We start from the raw sequence: 18,717 nt of genomic DNA on the forward strand, positions 1-18,717 counted from the left end.
TGGTACGAAGAAGAGCGGGACCGGCATTTTTGACAGACCGGATTGTGACGGGGGTTTTTGACGTGAAATTTCGGCGAAGTGAACGTCTTGTAGATATGACACATTATTTGTTGGAAAAACCAAGGATTCTCGTTCCCCTCAGTTTTTTTGCCGATCGTTATCAGTCTGCAAAATCTTCCATCAGTGAAGATTTGACGATTATCAAAGAAACATTCGAGAAAAGGGGCATTGGGACTTTGCAGACGGTTCCCGGCGCGGCGGGTGGCGTTAAATTTATTTCGCGCACAGACAGGGCGGAAGCAAAAGAGGCCATCAGCGAACTTTGCACGCTGATGGAGAATCCGGACCGGCTTTTGCCGGGCGGTTATTTGTATATGACAGACCTGATCGGCAGCCCGCAGGTCGTCAGCAAAGTCGGGAAGCTTTTGGCAACCGCATTTGCGGACAGGGAGATTGACACGATTATGACGGTCGCGACAAAAGGAATCCCGATTGCAATGGCAACAGCGGCTTATTTAAATGTTCCGGTTGTGATTGTCCGCAATGACAGCAAGGTGACGGAAGGACCGACTGTCAGCATTAACTATGTTTCCGGATCGCAGAAACGGATCCAGACGATGGTCCTCTCGAAAAGGAGCCTGCGGGAAGGCGCAAACGTTTTAATTGTCGATGATTTTATGAAAGCAGGCGGAACGATTAACGGCATGATCAACTTGTTGAAAGAATTCGATGCTTCCGTTTCGGGCATCGGCGTTTTGGTTGAATCGGAAGACACGAAAGAACGGCTTGTCGATGATTATGTGTCGCTTGTGAAATTAAGGGATGTCGATGTCCGCAGTCAGCAGATCAAAGTAGTGGAAGGGAATTATTTTTCAAAAGTCAGCTTGTTCGGAGGGGATTAAAGGAATGAAAACCATCTCAACAAATCAGGCGCCTGCGGCAATCGGGCCGTATGCACAGGGCGTTGTAGCAGGAAATTTATTTTTCAGTTCGGGGCAGATTCCGCTAAGATCGGACGGCACGCTTGTGGAAGGCAGCATTGAAGCGCAGGCCCGCCAGGTAATGGAAAATTTAAAAGCGGTGCTTGAGGCAGCCGGGGCCTCTTTTGATACGGTTGTCAAAACGACAGTTTTTATTCAAAACATGGACGATTTTGCCAAAATAAACGATGTCTATGGCTCCTATTTTACGGACCATAAACCGGCGCGTTCCTGCGTTGAAGTGGCAAGGCTTCCGAAAAATGCCGGCGTCGAAATTGAAGTGATTGCGCTTATTCCGTGATCTTTATGCGCTTCCATTTTTTCACCTTATGAAAAATTTTAGAATTTTTTCCTGAAAAAGAAGGAAATTTTAAAAGGGTGTTGAATAATAAAGATGATCCTAAATCTTTTGAGGTGGTGAAAGAATGGAAGTGACGGATGTAAGGCTGCGCCGTGTCCATACGGAGGGCAGGATGAGGGCGATTGCATCAATTACCATGGACAACGAATTTGTCATTCACGATATCCGGGTGATTGATGGCAACAATGGCTTGTTTGTTGCAATGCCGAGCAAAAGGACGCCGGATGGCGAATTCAGAGACATTGCCCATCCCATTAATTCGGGTACGCGCAGTAAGATTCATGATGCAGTCTTGTCGGAATATCACCGTTTAGGGGAATTGGACCAAGTGGAATTTGAAGAAGCTGGCGCGTCCTGATAGATTTTTGCAACAAGAGCCTACTTCAACAGTAAGGCTCTTCTTTTTTGCCCTCGTTGACCTATTTGGCAGCCTTGGACGAATAGGATTTTTACATAACTGATTAAATATTTCCATATGTATGTTAATATGGTAGAAGGAGAGGCAGCCAAATGATAAATGAGCCTGTACGGGTTATTGTTCTGGTTGTGATGGACGGGTACTTGATAACATTACAATCAGACTCTAAGCGTACACTGGACGGAGCCAGTCTGCAACAAGCCCTTCCCCGCAGCCTAAAGATCAAGCGCAACAAAAGGATAGATGAATCAGCTCGTACAACTTCGGGTTCAACAATGAATAGTTGGTATTTATTGCTACGGAGGGGTAGTTTTGAAAACGGTTAAATTTACGATCAGCTTCTTTCTGCTATTTACAGGCATGATGATCATTAGTGAAAGTCACGTCTTTTATCTGAATGATTTTTACACCCCATTTGATCATACGACCCTGTATTTGCAGCCGAACACAACAGAGAAAGAAATGATACACGATATCATCGATTCCGCCAACCGTAATCATGTTGAAGTGTTTACTTACACCAGTTCCCCTCGTACTACTTTTCTTACTGAATTTGATATTTACGGAACAACCGGCGTCCAGCCATACATAAAACGTCATCTCAACATATCTGAAAAAAATACAAAAGCCTATTTCTTGAAGATATGGTGTTCCATTTTCGCCATCTGAAAAATATCAACGGAATTGATCGTTTCAATCCATTTTATCTCATTGGAAGCAAAAAAAATATTAAGTAGTTTAAAATCGATTTAATTGACAAATATGCCGGCAACTTTCCCCAAGATGGTTTTAAAAGCAACGAATTAAGGAATGAAGCCCTGCTCATATGGTTGCTCGTGATCAGTGTGATATTATTGCTAACTTTTTATGACTGCATGTTGCAGAAAAAAGAAAATATCATCCGGTTTACTTTGGGAGAAAAAATAAGCAGTATGGTTTGGAAAAATATCGTGATAGATACATGTTTCTATATATTATTATTTCTGTTAGTTTACTTTGTTCTCTCCAAACTTACATGTGTTTTCTTTATGTTTCGCCTTTCCCTGTTCATGTTTATGATTTTACTTATATTGAATGCCCTGATTTATTTCAATTTATATTTTTTCAATTTAAAGGAAGCTTTTTCTAACGCCATGGGTCCGTAAAATTATTATCCATGAATTATGTCTTAAAATTAGCAACTACGGTCATGACAATCATTATCATTTCCAGCAATATTGCTGTGGTGTATGACGCTTATCAATATTACAAACAAAAACCATTTTTTGAGCGTCATCGTGACTATTATTACACCCAACTGGATTATAAAATTACTGATAACAATAGTTCTTCCGATAATACGCTGGAAAAAAGTGCGAGTGTACAATATAAGTTCTACAAACAATTTTATGATAAATTCAACGCAACTTTATTGGCAGATATTTCAAACCTTTTACATTACCCGGGAATTTTAGCCAACAGCAATGCTTTTCACTATTTATCAAGTCAAATTACAGAATTAAGAGACAAACCATTGAAAAAAGAAATTTATTTTATTGTCCCTGTCAAAATGAAAGATAATCCTCATTTGATTGAACAATTAAAAGGCCATACACAATTTTATGAGGGGGAGGAACAAAAATATGACTACGGCGTCCTATATTATAACGAAAAGACAAGTCTGATCAGTATTGATGAAAATGCACTCTATGGCAGTCAACTGGTTCATAATCCCATTATTATTTACCATAATATTTCGCCAGAACAACTGAAAAAAGAGCAGGAAGCGAATGTCATTTCAAAATTAACTTATGTACACGATATTATGTACAAAATCTCGGACAAAGAATTTAATACTTTTGTGAAAAATAATCATCTGACCAATGGGATCGTATCAAAAACAAATGTCATGGAAAAATTCGAACATAATTGGAAATTAATCAAAAGAATTTTAATTATGAACTTTATTTTTAGTATTTTAGTACTTTTATTAGAAGGAATGATTATTCATACCATTATTAAATTGGAGTATGAAGTAAACGCTATTGAACACGCTCTGAAAAAAGTGTTTGGATATAGCTTATTTCAGAAAAACAGGAAAATGATTCTTATTACCTTTGTTACGTCACTATTAAGCATCATAACGGCAGCCACTTGTGCAATCGTTTTAAACCTTGGCAGCATTGGATATATGATTGTAGGTGGCATCATCATTCTCATTTTAGAATTGCTTTTAATTTCCTTCAACATACGAAGGGTGGAAAATGCAAAAATACAAACGATCCTAAAAGGTGGAAATATATGATTCAAATACGAAACTTAACAAAAAAATTCAATGAAAAAACCTTGTTTTCAAATTTCAATCTTGATATTGAAAGCGGCGATTTTGTCATCGTTTCCGGGCCGAGCGGATGCGGAAAGACAACTTTACTAAATATGATTGGGGCAATTGAAAAATTTGACGGCGGCACGATTATCGTTGACGGGATTGACATTAAAAATAAGAAGAATCACCTGCATTATTTTAGAACCAAGATTGGCTTCTTATTCCAAAATTTTGCGTTGGTTGATCATAAAACCGTCAAAGATAATCTGAAACTGATTCGCAAAGATTGCAAAACGAACCTATCAATGGAAGAAGCTTTGGCGTTAGTCGGAATAAAAAATAAAATAAATCAAAAAGTCTTTACTTTATCTGGAGGAGAACAACAAAGGGTAGCTCTGGCACGATTAATGTTAAAAAAATGCGATATCATCCTTGCCGATGAGCCGACTGGTTCTCTTGATAAGAAAAATGCAGAAGCTGTATTAAACATTTTAAAGCAACTGAATAGACAGGGTAAAACCATTATACTTGTGACGCACGATGAAACATTAAAAAAACAAGGCAACAGGGTGGTGAATTTATGAAAAGGAAATTTCGATTAAAATATATTTTTATCATCGTCATTACATTGTTTGTATTATGGAATTTATGCTGGTTCACGATCACGACCATCCAATATCATAAATATGTTAAAGCCGTACCGAAAAATAAATGGGGGACGCACGCGATGCGGAAAGGCAACTATACGTACAGCGTGAAAAAGCCTAATTATTTAAGCTTCACTGGGAACCTGGCTGTTTCCCGTGAGGACCAAAAAGATAAAATGGAAGATTTGATCATTTGGCCAACCATGACAGGCGGTTATAAATACGGGGTTCGGTTGCAAGAAAATGGAGAAGCCTATGAAATTTATGTGAATGAAAAACTGGAACCTGTAGATAAAAGTGACGCGATAGCCAAGAAAGTCATTATGGAAAATAAGGAAGACTTGAAAACGTTATTTTCGAATGCAAACAAAGTATGGGATTTAAATGAATAGAAAGGGCTAACAATTCCCCCCCGTCCTTGCTCCAACATTCCCAATAATTGTAATTTGCTGCCTTTCCTTGAAATATGCCCTTATTTACGATATATTTTTTTATGGATAATAAGGTTTATTGGGGGATCATAAATGACAAACAGATTCGCTGTAATCTTGGCTGCCGGCCAGGGTACTCGCATGAAGTCGAAATTGTACAAAGTGCTGCATCCTGTTTGCGGGAAACCCATGGTTGAACATGTTGCAGACCAAGTTTTACAGCTTGAAACGGATAAGATTGTGACGGTTATCGGGCATGGTGCAGAACAGGTCCGCTCCTGCCTGGAAGGAAAAACCGCTTTTGTCCTGCAAGAAGAACAGCTGGGCACAGGGCATGCCGTCCTGCAGGCAGAACCGGTTCTCGGCAACAAGGACGGGACTACCTTGGTGGTTTGCGGGGATACGCCGCTCCTTCAGGCGGAAACCTTAAAGGCTCTGTTTGAGGAACACGAACGGAAACAGGCAAAAGTGACCATTTTAACAGCAACGGCCCCCGACCCTGCCGGATACGGACGGATCATCCGCAATGCGGCAGGCTTCGTGGAAAAAATTGTCGAACATAAAGACGCGAGCCCCGAAGAACAGCAGGTAAAGGAAATCAATACAGGCGTTTACTGCTTTGACAATCGGGCGCTTTTTGAAGCATTGAAACATGTTTCAAACGACAATGCTCAAGGCGAATATTATCTTCCTGATGTCGTAGGCATTTTAAAATCGCAAGGGGAAACAGTTGTGGCTTACAAGACAGAAAGTATCGAAGAAACGTTAGGTGTCAATGATCGGGTGCAACTTTCGGAAGCGGAAAGGATCATGAGAAAGCGCATCAACGAACGCCATATGCGAAACGGCGTGACCATCCTCGACCCTCGGCAAACTTACATTGAAGCGGATGTTGAAATCGGGCAGGATACGGTGATCTACCCGGGGACAAAGCTGTCCGGCAAAACGGTCATCGGGGAAGACTGCAAAATCGGCCCGAATTCCGACATTACAGATTGCGTGATCGGAAACGGAACAGAAGTCAGGCAGTCTGTTGCGGAAAATAGTGAAATTGGCGCTTCTGTCCATGTCGGCCCGTACGCCCATATCCGGCCGGACTCCTCGATTTCCGATGAAGCGAAGATCGGCAATTTTGTGGAAGTGAAGAAATCAACCGTCGGCAAGGGCAGCAAAGCATCCCATTTGACGTACATCGGCGATGCGGAAGTCGGGGCAGGTGTCAATATCGGCTGCGGCACGATCACAGTGAATTATGACGGGAAACATAAATTTAAAACGGTTATTGAAGACGGCGCGTTTGTCGGGTGCAACTCCAATCTGATTGCGCCGGTTACGGTCGGGGAAAATGCTTATATTGCAGCAGGCTCGACCATTACAGACGATGTACCGGGCGAAGCATTGTCGATTGCGCGCGCACGCCAGGTGAACAAGGAAAATTATGTCCAGAAGTTAAAACATAAACAACAATAATTGGAGGTCCATCATGTCTAACCAGTATTTAGATCCGAATTTAAAGATTTTCACCCTGAACTCCAACCCGAAACTTGCCAGGGAAATTGCCAACGTTGTCGGAGTTGAACTTGGAAAATGTTCCGTTTCACAATTCAGCGATGGGGAAATCCAGATCAATATTGAAGAAAGCATCCGCGGTTGCGATGTTTATGTGATACAGTCGACAAGCGATCCTGTCAATGAACATATGATGGAACTTCTAATTATGGTTGATGCTTTAAAACGGGCGTCGGCGCGGACCATTAATCTTGTGATCCCTTACTACGGATATGCACGGCAGGACAGAAAAGCGCGTGCACGTGAACCGATTACCGCAAAACTGGTGGCGAACCTTCTCGAAACAGCGGGTGCAACAAGGGTCATTACCCTCGATCTGCACGCCCCGCAAATCCAAGGGTTTTTTGACATTCCGATTGACCACCTGATGGGCGTTCCAATTATTGCAAAGTATTTTGAAGATAAAGGATTTCAGGCGGAAGATATCGTGGTCGTCTCCCCTGACCATGGCGGTGTCACCCGTGCGCGCAAACTGGCTGAACGTTTAAAAACGCCGATCGCCATTATCGACAAACGCCGCCCGCGCCCGAATGTGGCCGAAGTGATGAATATTGTTGGAAATGTGGACGGGAAAATTTGCATCATTATTGATGATATTATTGACACGGCAGGCACGATTACGCTTGCGGCAAAAGCGTTGATTGAAAGCGGCGCAAAAGAAGTGTACGCCAGCTGCACACATCCGGTTTTATCCGGGCCGGCAATTGAACGGATTAACAATTCCCCGATTAAAGAACTGGTGGCGACCAATTCCATTAACATTCCGGAAGAAAGAAAAAGTGAAAAACTGGTTGAATTGTCTGTAGCTCCGCTTTTGGGTGAAGCGATTATCCGTGTGCATGAAGACCAGTCCGTAAGCCCGCTGTTCGATATTTGACAGCATTCCAGCGAAAATTATTTCAGAAAGCAGTCCAAGTATTCACAAGAAGAGCACGCAATCTGCAAATCGGGAAAAGCCTGCGTTATATCGGTAATTTTAAGCTATTTTTTCAAAACAGGTTTATAATGGATAATGACAGGGTAAAGATATATTTGATGTTTGCTTAAACATTAGGAGGTCAACATTTATGGCAGAGGTACTTGAAGCAAAAAAAAGAGAGGATAAACACCATTCTTCCAGCCGCCGGTTAAGAAGAAACGGCTACATACCGGGCGTTGTTTACGGCTACCAGACGGAAAATACACCGGTTTATGTCAATGACACTGAGTTTGAAAAATTATTGCGTGAAAACGGAAGAAATGCGGTGCTTTCCTTGAATGTGAACGGGACACAGCGGAATGTGATGGTCCATGAAGTACAAACCGATCCTTTGAAAAATAAAATCATTCATGTCGATTTTCTTGCCGTAAATATGTCGGAAGATGTCGATGCTACTGTGCGCGTCGTCCTTACGGAAGAAAGTGCCGGCGTAAAAGACGGTGGCGTGCTGCAGCAGGCACTGCATGAATTGTCGATTACGGCAAAACCGGATGAAATTCCTGATGCCATTACGGTGGATGTTTCCAATTTGCAAGTGAATGAAAACATTACGGTTGCGGACATCCGCGGAAAGTATGGATTTACCATCAATCATGAAGATACGGAAACGATTTGCTCCGTTCTGCCGCCTCGTCAGGAAGAAGAAATCAGCACTGGCGAACAGCAGGAGTCAGGGACGCCTGAAAATCTTGAAGGACGGGAAACAAGCGAAGCATAACATCCGGGTTTATGAAAAAAGGCGTATGAGGATACGCCTTTTTTTGCCGTTATGCCAAATCCTTTGCTAAGAAAGCAATGCACCCGACCTATTATGCATGAATTTTTAAAAAAGTTTGCCATTCCTTTAGCACAGCGCAAGCTTGCCGGGGGAAATGATTGGGGCACAAAAATGCGCCACTTGTTCCGTTCCTTTATTTTCAAGGGCATGGAAGATCATGTCTTGCATTGTTCCCGTCATTCCGGGAAAAACTTGTCATATGCCCGTAGTCCGGCCTGCTTGCACTTTTATCTGTCTTCGTGGATAATTAAAATAGGGTTTTTACGTATAGAGAAACCGGCACGAAGAAAACGGGCGCGCTTGTTTTTTGCCCGAAACGGATTGCCTGTTTGCTAAAAAGGCATCACGGTATACATGATGCCTGGTCTTGCTGTCCCTTAAAAACGCTACAGGTGGTTTTCCTCAGCAGCTTATTTCATTTCAGCAAGGAATGAATCAATCGGGGTGTGAATATGAAATGTATTGTCGGGCTTGGAAATCCGGGAGCCCAATATGAACATACAAGGCATAATATCGGTTTTGAAGTGGTCAATCTGCTTGCAGAACGGCTGCAGGCCCCTTTTAAACAGTCGAAATTCAAGGGGCTGTGTGCAGAAACAACTGTAAACAGCGGGAAAGTGCTGCTTTTAAAACCGATGACATATATGAATTTATCCGGTGAGTCGGTCAAAGCAGTCATGGATTATTACCGCCTTGGCACCGGAGATTTACTCGTCGTCTACGATGACCTTGATCTTCCGCCCGGCAAAATCCGCCTGCGGCAAAAAGGAAGCGCCGGCGGCCATAACGGAATCAAATCCATCATCCACCATCTTGGAACACAGGAATTTAACCGGATTCGCATCGGTATCGGGCGGCCGGACAGAGATGCCTATATGCCGGATTATGTGCTCGGCCGTTTTTCAAAAGAGGACCGGGAGAAAATGCAGCTGGCGGTTGAAAAAGGCGCCGATGCTTGCGAAGCCTGGTTGGAAAAGCCGTTCCCGGTCGTGATGAACCTTTATAATTGAGTCGTATCGATGCGGAATATGGGGAATCTGCGCGAAATTCCGCGGCCATTTCTTCCGTTTTTATAAAAAAACGAATAACCCCTTCCCGTTGCGCCCATACTATATAAGGACGATATGAAAAAGGGGGCCGGAAGATGGCCGTTCATTACTATTGCCGGCACTGCGGCACAAAAATTGGCACCATCACGGACATCGAAGCAGACCGGATGGGACTTTTCTTTTTGACGGATGAGGAGCGGCAGGAAATGGTACTTCCTCAAGAAGACGGGAGCGTCCGCATCCAGTCAATTTGCGAAGAATGCCAGGATTCATTTGAACGCGAACCCGCATTTCATCAATACGGCTATTTAATCCAATAATCCGCTTTGGAAGGAGTCCAAAGCATTTTTCTGTTTTGCTGCAGGAACATTTATGCTTTCTGCAGCCCCTTCCTGTTTAAATTTTACAAAACAGTGTGAATAGTAGAGAAAGGGAAATCGGATCAAGAGAGGAGTTGGCCCTTTTTGGACGGAATACAAAAAATGATCCTTGAACACAAGGAAGCAGAATCGGTCATAAGCGGTACAACGGCCGGCCTGAAAGAGCAGCTTGTTTCCGGGTTGTCCGGTTCCGCCCGTAGCGCTTTTATTGCTTCGGTCTATCAAAAAACGGAACAGCCGGCCATTGTGTTAACTTATAATCTATTACAGGCGCAAAAGTTGTATGATGATCTCCTGCAATTTGTGGATGAAAGCGCCTTATTTCTGTATCCCGCAAATGAACTGATTGCGGCCGAACTGGGTGTGGCAAGCCCCGAGCTGATGGCCCAGCGGATAGAGGTGCTGAATGCGTTGCTATCGGGGAAAAATTGCCTGATCGTTGTCCCGATGGCCGGATTGCGGAAAATTTTGCCGCCGAAAACGGTTTGGGAAAAGTACCAGCTGCACGTCGAAACAGGAAAAGAAATTGAGCTTGATCACGTATTGGAAATGCTTGTGGAAATGGGTTACACCCGGTCGGATATGGTCGATTCACCGGGAGATTTTAGTGTGCGCGGCGGGATTCTTGATATATACCCGCTGACAGAAGAAGACCCCGTCCGGATCGAATTATTTGATACGGAAGTAGACTCCATCCGGACGTTTTCCGCTGACGACCAGCGTTCCCGGGATAAACTTTCTGCTGTCTCCATCGGACCGGCGACGGAATATCCGGCAGACCGTCTTTCGCTTATGAAAGCGGCTGAAACGGTAAAAGAAGGGCTCAGCAAAACACTTGCAAAAATTAAAGATGATCAGGTAAAACAACTGCTTGCCCAAAATATTAGTTTTGACATTGAAAAGCTGAAAAACGGGGAAAAACCCGATCAAATCTTTAAATACTTATCGATTCTATATGACCAGCCTGCCAGTCTCTTAGACTATGTGGAAACAGCCGGCATTTTATTTTTGGATGAGTTCGGCCGGATTCAGGAAATGCAGGAGCGCCTCGATAAAGAAGAAGCTGAGTGGTATACGGCGATGGTGGAAGAAGGCAAAATGATTTATGATTTGGCCGTTTCCCACGCCTTAGATACACTGCTGTCGGGAAAAAAATGGAAGAAAATCTATTTGTCACTGTTTTTGCGTCATATCCAAAATACAAATCCGCAAAACATTGTGAATATCGCTTGCAAGCCGATGCAGTCGTTCCACGGGCAGATGCATGTGCTGAAAGCGGAAATCGAACGTTGGAAGAAAGGCCGTTTTACGGTAGTTTTCCTTGGTGCGGACAAAAACCGGGCTGAAAAAATCCAAAGTGTGCTGGAAGATTATGAGATTGAAGCTGCTTACGTGGCGGAAGATCTTATCCCGGGGCATATCCAGGTGGCGGAAGGGAACCTGAACACCGGTTTTGAGCTGCCAATGTGCAAGCTTGCCGTTATTACGGAAGAAGAACTTTTTAATAAAAAGGCGAAGAAAAAAACGCGCCGGCAAAAGTTGTCCAATGCTGAGCGGATTAAAAACTATTCCGAGCTGAATGTTGGGGACTATGTGGTTCATGTCAACCACGGGATCGGGAAATATTTAGGGATTGTGACGCTTGAAATCAACGGCGTCCATAAAGACTATCTCCATATTAAGTACCAGGGTTCGGATAAGCTGTATGTGCCGGTTGACCAGATCGACCTTGTCCAAAAATACGTCGGTTCGGAAGGAAAAGAGCCGAAACTTTATAAGCTGGGCGGCAGCGAATGGAAACGGGTCAAACGGAAAGTCCAGTCATCCATCCAGGATATCGCGGACGACCTTGTCAAATTGTATGCGGAGAGGGAAGCATCAAAAGGGTTTGCCTTTTCTCCGGATGGGGATATGCAGCGTGAATTCGAGGCGGCTTTTCCATATAAAGAAACGGAAGACCAGCTCCGGTCGATCCAGGAAATCAAGCGGGACATGGAAAAAGAGAAGCCGATGGACCGTCTGTTGTGCGGGGATGTCGGCTACGGCAAGACAGAAGTGGCGATCCGCGCCGCTTTTAAAGCAATGATGGACGGCAAGCAAGTGGCCATGCTTGTACCGACCACCATCCTTGCCCAGCAGCATTTTGAAACGGTCACGGAAAGGTTCCATGGCTATCCGATAAAAGTCGGGCTGTTGAGCCGTTTCCGGACGCGTAAAGAGCAGAATGAAACGATAAAAGGCTTGCGCAACGGGACAATTGATATGGTGATCGGGACGCACCGGCTGCTTTCAAAAGATATCCAGTTCCATGATCTGGGCCTTTTGATCATTGACGAAGAGCAGCGGTTCGGTGTCAGCCATAAGGAAAAAATCAAGAAATTAAAGACGAATGTCGACGTGCTGACCTTGACCGCAACACCAATCCCAAGGACGCTGCATATGTCCATGGTCGGCGTACGCGATTTGTCTGTAATTGAAACGCCGCCTGAGAACCGTTTCCCGGTACAAACTTACGTGCTGGAGTATAATGACCAGATGGTGCGGGAAGCGATCGAACGTGAACTGGCACGGGACGGGCAGGTTTACTTTTTGTATAACCGGATTGAAGATATTGAGCGGAAGGCGGAAGAAATTGCACGGCTTGTTCCCGATGCGCGCGTGGCGTATGCCCACGGCCGGATGACAGAATCTCAGCTCGAATCGGTCATTTTTGGTTTTCTTGAAGGCGAATACGATGTGCTTGTGACGACGACAATTATTGAGACGGGCGTGGACATCCCGAATGTCAACACCCTGATCGTCAATGATGCGGACCGGATGGGACTGTCGCAGTTATACCAGCTGCGCGGGCGTGTCGGGCGGTCCAACCGGGTGGCATATGCTTATTTTACGTACAGAAAAGACAAAGTGCTGGCGGAAGCGTCGGAAAAAAGGCTGCAGGCGATTAAAGAATTCACGGAACTCGGATCCGGCTTTAAAATTGCGATGCGCGATTTGTCCATCCGCGGCGCCGGCAACTTGCTGGGCGCACAACAGCACGGGTTCATCGATTCAGTCGGTTTCGATTTGTATTCGCAAATGTTGAAGGAAGCGATCGAAGCGCGGAAAGGGGCAGACGGCGAAGAGGAAAAATTGCCGCCATTTGAAGTCGAACTCGAAATTGATGCGTATATTCCGGATGCCTATATAAAAGACGGATACCAGAAAATTGAAATGTATAAACGTTTCAGGGGCATCGAGACGCTTGAAGATATCGAAGAATTAAAAGAAGAGATGATTGACCGTTTCGGCGATTATCCGCAGCAGGTAAGCGACCTGTTTACGATTGCGGAAATGAAAGTATACGCCAAAGAAGCGATGCTTTCATCGATTAAACAAAACAAACAACTGATCACGATTTTAATGTCCGAAAAAGGCTCGAAACAGGTAAACGGCCCGAAAGTCGTGGACATTGTAAGAAAATACGGGCGTTCGGCCGGATTCGGCATGGAAGGCAACCAGCTGAAAATTACGCTGGATATTAAAAAAAGCAAGGGCCATGAGTGGCTTTACACCTGCACGGAAATGATCCGGGAACTGCGGGGCGCCTTTCTAAGGGCCGAAACGACGAGCGCTTCCCGGTAAGATGCAAGCAAAAAACTAAAGGGCTGGCGGTTTTTTGGTAAAGGCCCGTTTGTAAAAGCACGGAACAATGGTTTCTTTTGTTCCGTGCTTTTTACGGTTCTTTAGGTTTGCCAGGGAAAATTTTTGGGAAAAAGATAGAGAAGAATTGGAAATCAATCCAATCGATAGCAATTGTACAAAAAACGTTCATGATGTATAGAACTTGCCAGATGAAAGATACTAATGTCAACGCAGGTAAAGGATTCAAGAGCCATCTGAGGATGGAAAAAAATCATCTGATGAAAGTGAGGGCAACTTTAAATGAAAGCAACTGGTATTGTTCGTCGTATTGATGATTTAGGCAGAGTTGTCATCCCGAAAGAGATACGAAGGACGCTTCGTATCCGTGAAGGGGACCCGCTTGAAATTTTTGTGGACCGCGACGGGGAAGTCATTTTGAAAAAATATTCGCCGATCAGTGAATTAAGTGATTTTGCCAAGGAGTATGCCGAAGCGCTGTATGACAGTTTAACGAGCCCTGTCCTGATCTGTGACCGGGATGCCGTGATTGCAGTCAGCGGCGGTTCAAAAAAAGAATATTTAAATAAAAGAAACGGTGAAGTGATCGAAAAAGTCATGGAGGACAGAATGCCGGTTTTATCAAAAGAAAAAGGAAAAACGGCGCTGGTGGACGGTGTGGAGGAGGAACTGGCTTCTTATACGATTGCTCCAATTGTCGCAAGCGGCGATCCGATCGGTGCTGTCGCCATTTTTTCTAAAGACCGCACGCTCGGGGAAGTGGAACAGAAATCGGCGGAAACGGCTGCCGGATTCCTGGCCCGCCAGATGGAACAATAAGGCTTTTCTCCCGTTTTTTCCACGACTCTTTTGTCATCATTTATTTTCACGTACGCCAAAAAAACGCAGGCAAAGGGTCTGCGTTTTTTGATCTGTTTTTTTGCAGGTTGTCTGTAAGGCGCGTCTTGTATCCCTTTTTATGGTATAATACATTCGATTTTATTCTACGTACGGTGTGGCGGCCGTGTGAAAGGCAGAAAAGACGTGCAGCAGGATCATGAGTCAAAAAAGCTTTTTCAAGGCATTCTGATTTTAACCTTGTCATCCGTCATTACAAAAATCCTCAGTGCAGTTTACCGCGTGCCGTTCCAAAATATTGTCGGCGATGTCGGTTTTTATATTTATCAGCAAGTATATCCGATTTACGGGATTGTGATGGCACTCTCCTCTTCCGGTTTTCCGGTTGCCGTTTCCAAAATGGTGGCGGAACGGGAAGCAGCGGGCGAAAACAGCCACCGCACATTTTTAAACGCGGTGTTCCTCATCCTCGGTTTATTCGGTGCCGGATTGTTTCTTGCCGTTTTTTTCACTGCAGGGAAGCTGGCGGCATGGATGGGGGATCCCCGTCTTTCTCCGCTTATCCGGACGGTTTCCTGTTCCTTTTTGCTGATGCCGTTGATTTCCGCGATCAGGGGTGTTTATCAGGGACAGGGAAGGATGGTGCCGACTGCGCTCAGCCAGGTACTCGAACAGACGGTCCGGGTTGCGGCCATTCTTCTTCTTTCCTTTTGGCTGGTCCGCGGCGGTTTTTCGCTTTATGCAGCCGGACAAGGGGCCGTGTTCGGTTCCGTGCTGGGAGGTGCGGTGTCTGCGGCAGTGCTTGTATTTTATCTGGTAAAGGGCGGCAGACAGGAAAAGGCAGCCCAGCTCCTTGAATGGAACGACGTAAAGCAGGCGGCCCGCTCCCTGTTTTGCAGCGGGATTGCGGTCTGTATCAGCGGCCTTGTCCTCGTTTTGTTCCAATTTGTCGATTCCCTCCATCTTTACGCGTTGTTAAAAGACGCCGGCTGGGGGGCGGAAGCGGCAAAAAAACTGAAAGGCATCTACGACCGCGGACAGCCGTTTTTGCAGCTTGGAACAGTGGCAGCGTCCTCCTTTGCCCTGAACCTTGTCCCGGTAATTGCACTTGAATATAAGAAGGGCAGGCGAAAAAGCCTTGAAAAACAGGTACAGGCTGCTTTAAAAATCAGCACGGCGATCGGCGCGGGCGCTGCAGTTGGACTGATTGGGATCATGCCGTTTGCCAATACGATGTTGTTTGAAAGCAGCGCGGGAACAGCTGTGCTGTCTGTTTTTTCGGTTTCCATCTTATTCAGCACCTGGATTTTAACCTTTTCAGGCATCCTGCAGGGAATGGGCAAGGTGTACACCCCTGCAGTTGCCATTACAGCAGGCGTCTTGTTGAAATATGGGTTAAACGAGGTGTGGGTTCCCCGTTTCGGGACGATGGGCGCTTCCGCTGCCACCGTCGCCGCTTTAGGGTTTATTTCGCTTATATTGATGATAAAATTGGGTAAAGCATATGTTAAAATGCTGCCGGCTCTATTTTTCGGCAAGCTCGCTCTCTCCCTTTTTGCCATGTCCGCTTGTTTGCAGCTTTGGCTCCGCCTGTTTGCCTACGGGCTTTCGGGCAGGGCAGCAAGCGTCCCGGCTGCTTTGGGGGGGACGGCGATCGGTGCGGCTGTTTTTCTATTTTGTGCCGCCCGGCTGCGTTTGCTGACGGATGAAGAATGGGGGCTTGTGCCTTTTGGAACAAAATTAGCCGGCCTGAAAGGAAAGAATTGGATTGGAAAACAAAAAACATAGCATCACTGTTGCCGGTCTCGGGGCCGGGGATATGGGCCAGCTTCCGCTCGGTGTATACAGACAGCTGAAAGCAAACCGGAAAATTTTTCTGCGGACAAAAGAACATCCGACCGTGTCGGAACTTGAACGGGAAGGGATGAAGTATACGGCTTTTGATGACGTATACGAGCGCCACGATCAATTTGAAGCGGTATACGAAGAAATTGTGGAGATCCTTTTCCGGGAAGCGGAACAGGAGGATATTCTTTATGCCGTACCTGGCCATCCGTTTGTGGCGGAACGGACAGTCCAGCTTCTGCTCGAACAAAGCGCGGCTAAACAGATGGAAATCAAAATCGCAGGCGGGCATAGTTTTATCGATGCGCTGTTCGCTTCTGTCAGGGCGGATCCGATTGAGGGCTTTCAGCTTGTAGACGGCACTGCTTTAAACCCGCACGACATCCAGGCGGACCAGCATCTCGTAGTCGGGCAGGTGTATGATGCGTTGGCGGCTTCTGAAGTCAAGCTGGCCCTCATGGAAAAATATCCGGATGAACACCGGGTGGCAATCGTCCGCGCTGCCGGCAGTACGGACGAAACTGTCAAATGGCTGAAGCTGTATGAACTGGACCGCGGATTTGAGCTCAATAATTTAACGAGCGTCTACGTTCCGCCGCTTAAAGAGCAGGATTTGCGGGATTTCGCCGAGCTGCGGCAAATCATCGCGGCTTTGCGTGCGCCGGATGGTTGTCCATGGAATCGGGCACAAACCCATCTCTCGCTGAAAAAATATTTGCTTGAAGAGTGCGAGGAAGTGCTTGCCGCGATTGACAATGAAGATGAGGACAATCTCGTTGAAGAGCTTGGCGATGTGCTGCTCCAGGTTTTGCTGCATGCGCAAATTGGCGAAGAGGAAGGCATGTTTACGATGGAAGATGTGATAGAAGGGCTTGCTTCAAAAATGATCCGGCGCCATCCGCATGTGTTCGGCAATGTGAAAGCCGAAAGCGCTGAAGAAGTCGCGCAAAACTGGGAGCGGATAAAAGCTGCCGAAAAACAGGAAAAACGGGAGTGAGGGATGGATATGGAAAACACGACAATGCGTCTCGATAAATTTTTAAAAGTCTCACGGCTGATCAAACGGCGTACGCTTGCAAAAGAAGTTGCCGACCAGGGCAGAATCGAGATCAATGGCGTCCAGGCAAAAGCCAGTTCAAACGTGAAGACAGGGGATGAACTGACCATCCGTTTCGGCCAGAAAGTGGTCAAGGTGAAAGTGGAGAATTTAAGGGAGTCGACAAAAAAAGAAGACGCCGCTGGCATGTACACGATGATCAGTGAAACGCGGGTCAATGAATAAAAATGTTTCAGGGTGTCCGAAGCTATGAACCGGCTATGGACGCCTTTTTTATTTTTTTGCAGAATGTGCGCCCTGGGGATGTGCGGGAGAGGATCACACACCCGAAAAGTTCTAGAATAGAAGCTTTACGGGAAGGCGTTTCCGGAGGTCCGTGCGAATTTCGTATGGCCGTGCTTTAGTTTCGTGTGCTGTTCCCTTTTGGTCTTTTTTTGTCCGGACGGGCATAGTATAGTACAAAGTTTGGACAAGGAAAGTGGGGATCAGGATGAGTGACTTTTATAATACACCGCAAGCAAGCAAACCGGTTCTCCAGGAACACGATGTGATAATGCGCGGCCGCAAGCTGCTGGATATTACCGGCGTGAAGCAGGTGGAAAGCTTTGACAATGAGGAGTTTTTGCTGGAAACGGTGATGGGCTTTCTCGCCATTCGCGGGCAGAATTTGCAAATGAAAAACCTGGATGTTGACAAAGGGGTCGTCTCGATAAAAGGAAAAGTGTTTGATCTTGTTTATTTGGATGACCATCACGGGGAGAAAGCTAAGGGACTCTTTAGCAAGCTGTTTAGATGAGCCTGAGCGTGCAATTTTATACGATGCTTGCCATGATCGCGATGGGAAGCTTTTTCGGCGGCACCCTTGATACGTATAACCGTTTTTTGCAAAGGCGGAAAAGAAAGCGCTGGGTTGTCTTTGTCCATGATGTTCTTTTTTGGCTGTGCCAGAGCCTGCTGCTATTTTATGTCCTGTTCCTGGTAAACGCCGGGGAAGTCCGGTTTTATATTTTTATTGCCCTCCTGTGCGGGTTTGCCGCTTACCAGGCATTATTCAAAAACGGATACTTGAAGCTGTTGGAATGGTGCATCCAGGCAGCACGCCGCATCGGCCGGTTTACAGCCGGCATGTTCCGGCTTCTTGTTTTCCGCCCGGCCAAAGGATTTGTCCTTCTTTTGTTTGCCCTTTTTCTCGGCGCGGGGCGATTGCTTTATACGATTGTAAAAATGATGGCAAAAATGGTAATATGGATATTAAAGACTGGGCTTAAACCGTTTTCCGTACTGGGTGTTTTTTTATGGCGCATCAATCCGCTGCGCGCCTCTTTTGAACGTTTTTTTAAGAAAACGGCAGGATTATGGAAAACAATCCAGAATAAGTTTATCAAACTGAAAAACCGGATCGGCAGGTTTTTTTAAAGATAAGCCCGGTGGCTATACTT

19 protein-coding genes are annotated in these 18,717 nt (G+C 45.5%); all 19 read left to right on the forward strand.

The genetic code is table 11. The annotated features are described in order from the left end of the window. Window positions 1-62 precede the first annotated feature (62 nt). On the forward strand, window positions 63-902 hold the full coding sequence (purR, locus tag NST70_RS00175; RefSeq protein ID WP_035183040.1) for a pur operon repressor: 840 nt from the start codon (window positions 63-65) through the stop codon (window positions 900-902). Window positions 903-906: 4 nt separating this feature from the next. Then, window positions 907-1,281, forward strand: coding sequence for a RidA family protein (locus NST70_RS00180; protein ID WP_035190717.1), 375 nt, complete (start codon window positions 907-909; stop codon window positions 1,279-1,281). A gap of 124 nt (window positions 1,282-1,405) precedes the next feature. Beyond that, window positions 1,406-1,699, forward strand: a complete 294-nt coding sequence (spoVG, locus tag NST70_RS00185) for a septation regulator SpoVG (protein WP_014096576.1) — start codon at window positions 1,406-1,408, stop codon at window positions 1,697-1,699. A gap of 372 nt (window positions 1,700-2,071) precedes the next feature. Beyond that, a complete protein-coding gene (locus tag NST70_RS00190) occupies window positions 2,072-2,428 on the forward strand; it encodes a hypothetical protein (RefSeq protein WP_017550873.1) in 357 nt (118 codons plus the stop codon). Window positions 2,429-2,948: 520 nt separating this feature from the next. Continuing rightward, window positions 2,949-4,043: a DUF1430 domain-containing protein gene (locus tag NST70_RS00195; protein ID WP_061565044.1), complete on the forward strand. Its 1,095-nt coding sequence runs from the start codon at window positions 2,949-2,951 to the stop codon at window positions 4,041-4,043. Continuing rightward, on the forward strand, window positions 4,040-4,648 hold the full coding sequence (locus NST70_RS00200; RefSeq protein ID WP_061565045.1) for an ATP-binding cassette domain-containing protein: 609 nt from the start codon (window positions 4,040-4,042) through the stop codon (window positions 4,646-4,648). Before NST70_RS00195 ends, NST70_RS00200 begins: the two co-directional genes overlap by 4 nt. Next, on the forward strand, window positions 4,645-5,103 hold the full coding sequence (locus tag NST70_RS00205; RefSeq protein WP_014096572.1) for a hypothetical protein: 459 nt from the start codon (window positions 4,645-4,647) through the stop codon (window positions 5,101-5,103). The genes NST70_RS00200 and NST70_RS00205 overlap by 4 nt, the downstream gene beginning before the upstream one ends. A gap of 132 nt (window positions 5,104-5,235) precedes the next feature. Beyond that, window positions 5,236-6,612: a bifunctional UDP-N-acetylglucosamine diphosphorylase/glucosamine-1-phosphate N-acetyltransferase GlmU gene (gene glmU, locus NST70_RS00210; protein WP_014096571.1), complete on the forward strand. Its 1,377-nt coding sequence runs from the start codon at window positions 5,236-5,238 to the stop codon at window positions 6,610-6,612. A gap of 13 nt (window positions 6,613-6,625) precedes the next feature. Then, a complete protein-coding gene (locus NST70_RS00215; protein WP_014096570.1) occupies window positions 6,626-7,588 on the forward strand; it encodes a ribose-phosphate diphosphokinase in 963 nt (320 codons plus the stop codon). A 190-nt stretch (window positions 7,589-7,778) separates the two neighbouring features. Continuing rightward, window positions 7,779-8,408 (forward strand): 50S ribosomal protein L25/general stress protein Ctc, encoded by a 630-nt coding sequence (locus NST70_RS00220; RefSeq protein ID WP_014096569.1) that lies wholly within the window; start codon window positions 7,779-7,781, stop codon window positions 8,406-8,408. Between the two features lie 512 nt (window positions 8,409-8,920). Then, complete coding sequence (gene pth, locus NST70_RS00225) at window positions 8,921-9,478, forward strand: aminoacyl-tRNA hydrolase (protein WP_014096568.1); 558 nt, start codon at window positions 8,921-8,923, stop codon at window positions 9,476-9,478. A 134-nt stretch (window positions 9,479-9,612) separates the two neighbouring features. Beyond that, window positions 9,613-9,837 (forward strand): anti-sigma-F factor Fin family protein, encoded by a 225-nt coding sequence (locus NST70_RS00230; protein WP_014096567.1) that lies wholly within the window; start codon window positions 9,613-9,615, stop codon window positions 9,835-9,837. Between the two features lie 144 nt (window positions 9,838-9,981). Next, on the forward strand, window positions 9,982-13,521 hold the full coding sequence (gene mfd / locus NST70_RS00235; protein ID WP_035183018.1) for a transcription-repair coupling factor: 3,540 nt from the start codon (window positions 9,982-9,984) through the stop codon (window positions 13,519-13,521). A gap of 300 nt (window positions 13,522-13,821) precedes the next feature. After that, on the forward strand, window positions 13,822-14,358 hold the full coding sequence (gene spoVT, locus NST70_RS00240; protein WP_014096565.1) for a stage V sporulation protein T: 537 nt from the start codon (window positions 13,822-13,824) through the stop codon (window positions 14,356-14,358). 186 nt (window positions 14,359-14,544) lie between these two features. After that, window positions 14,545-16,164: a polysaccharide biosynthesis protein gene (locus NST70_RS00245; protein ID WP_014096564.1), complete on the forward strand. Its 1,620-nt coding sequence runs from the start codon at window positions 14,545-14,547 to the stop codon at window positions 16,162-16,164. Beyond that, window positions 16,145-17,218, forward strand: coding sequence for a MazG family protein (locus tag NST70_RS00250; protein ID WP_342475473.1), 1,074 nt, complete (start codon window positions 16,145-16,147; stop codon window positions 17,216-17,218). The genes NST70_RS00245 and NST70_RS00250 overlap by 20 nt, the downstream gene beginning before the upstream one ends. A 24-nt stretch (window positions 17,219-17,242) precedes the next feature. Next, window positions 17,243-17,503, forward strand: coding sequence for an RNA-binding S4 domain-containing protein (locus NST70_RS00255; protein ID WP_282098237.1), 261 nt, complete (start codon window positions 17,243-17,245; stop codon window positions 17,501-17,503). A gap of 265 nt (window positions 17,504-17,768) precedes the next feature. After that, complete coding sequence (gene yabP / locus NST70_RS00260) at window positions 17,769-18,074, forward strand: sporulation protein YabP (RefSeq protein WP_014096561.1); 306 nt, start codon at window positions 17,769-17,771, stop codon at window positions 18,072-18,074. Continuing rightward, complete coding sequence (gene yabQ, locus NST70_RS00265; RefSeq protein ID WP_168985802.1) at window positions 18,071-18,694, forward strand: spore cortex biosynthesis protein YabQ; 624 nt, start codon at window positions 18,071-18,073, stop codon at window positions 18,692-18,694. Before yabP ends, yabQ begins: the two co-directional genes overlap by 4 nt. Window positions 18,695-18,717 lie beyond the last annotated feature (23 nt).

The organism is Weizmannia sp. FSL K6-0777 (assembly GCF_038593185.1).
In the GTDB taxonomy this organism is placed as follows: domain Bacteria; phylum Bacillota; class Bacilli; order Bacillales; family Bacillaceae_C; genus Weizmannia; species Weizmannia faecalis.

Coding starts and splice junctions, on each gene's coding strand:
- NST70_RS00180 (WP_035190717.1), top strand. CDS start 907: ATGAAAACCATCTCAACAAATCAGGCGCCTGCGGCAATCGGGCCGTAT.
- spoVG (WP_014096576.1), top strand. CDS start 1,406: ATGGAAGTGACGGATGTAAGGCTGCGCCGTGTCCATACGGAGGGCAGG.
- NST70_RS00195 (WP_061565044.1), top strand. CDS start 2,949: ATGACAATCATTATCATTTCCAGCAATATTGCTGTGGTGTATGACGCT.
- NST70_RS00200 (WP_061565045.1), top strand. CDS start 4,040: ATGATTCAAATACGAAACTTAACAAAAAAATTCAATGAAAAAACCTTG.
- NST70_RS00205 (WP_014096572.1), top strand. CDS start 4,645: ATGAAAAGGAAATTTCGATTAAAATATATTTTTATCATCGTCATTACA.
- glmU (WP_014096571.1), top strand. CDS start 5,236: ATGACAAACAGATTCGCTGTAATCTTGGCTGCCGGCCAGGGTACTCGC.
- NST70_RS00215 (WP_014096570.1), top strand. CDS start 6,626: ATGTCTAACCAGTATTTAGATCCGAATTTAAAGATTTTCACCCTGAAC.
- NST70_RS00220 (WP_014096569.1), top strand. CDS start 7,779: ATGGCAGAGGTACTTGAAGCAAAAAAAAGAGAGGATAAACACCATTCT.
- pth (WP_014096568.1), top strand. CDS start 8,921: ATGAAATGTATTGTCGGGCTTGGAAATCCGGGAGCCCAATATGAACAT.
- NST70_RS00230 (WP_014096567.1), top strand. CDS start 9,613: ATGGCCGTTCATTACTATTGCCGGCACTGCGGCACAAAAATTGGCACC.
- spoVT (WP_014096565.1), top strand. CDS start 13,822: ATGAAAGCAACTGGTATTGTTCGTCGTATTGATGATTTAGGCAGAGTT.
- NST70_RS00255 (WP_282098237.1), top strand. CDS start 17,243: ATGCGTCTCGATAAATTTTTAAAAGTCTCACGGCTGATCAAACGGCGT.
- yabP (WP_014096561.1), top strand. CDS start 17,769: ATGAGTGACTTTTATAATACACCGCAAGCAAGCAAACCGGTTCTCCAG.
- yabQ (WP_168985802.1), top strand. CDS start 18,071: ATGAGCCTGAGCGTGCAATTTTATACGATGCTTGCCATGATCGCGATG.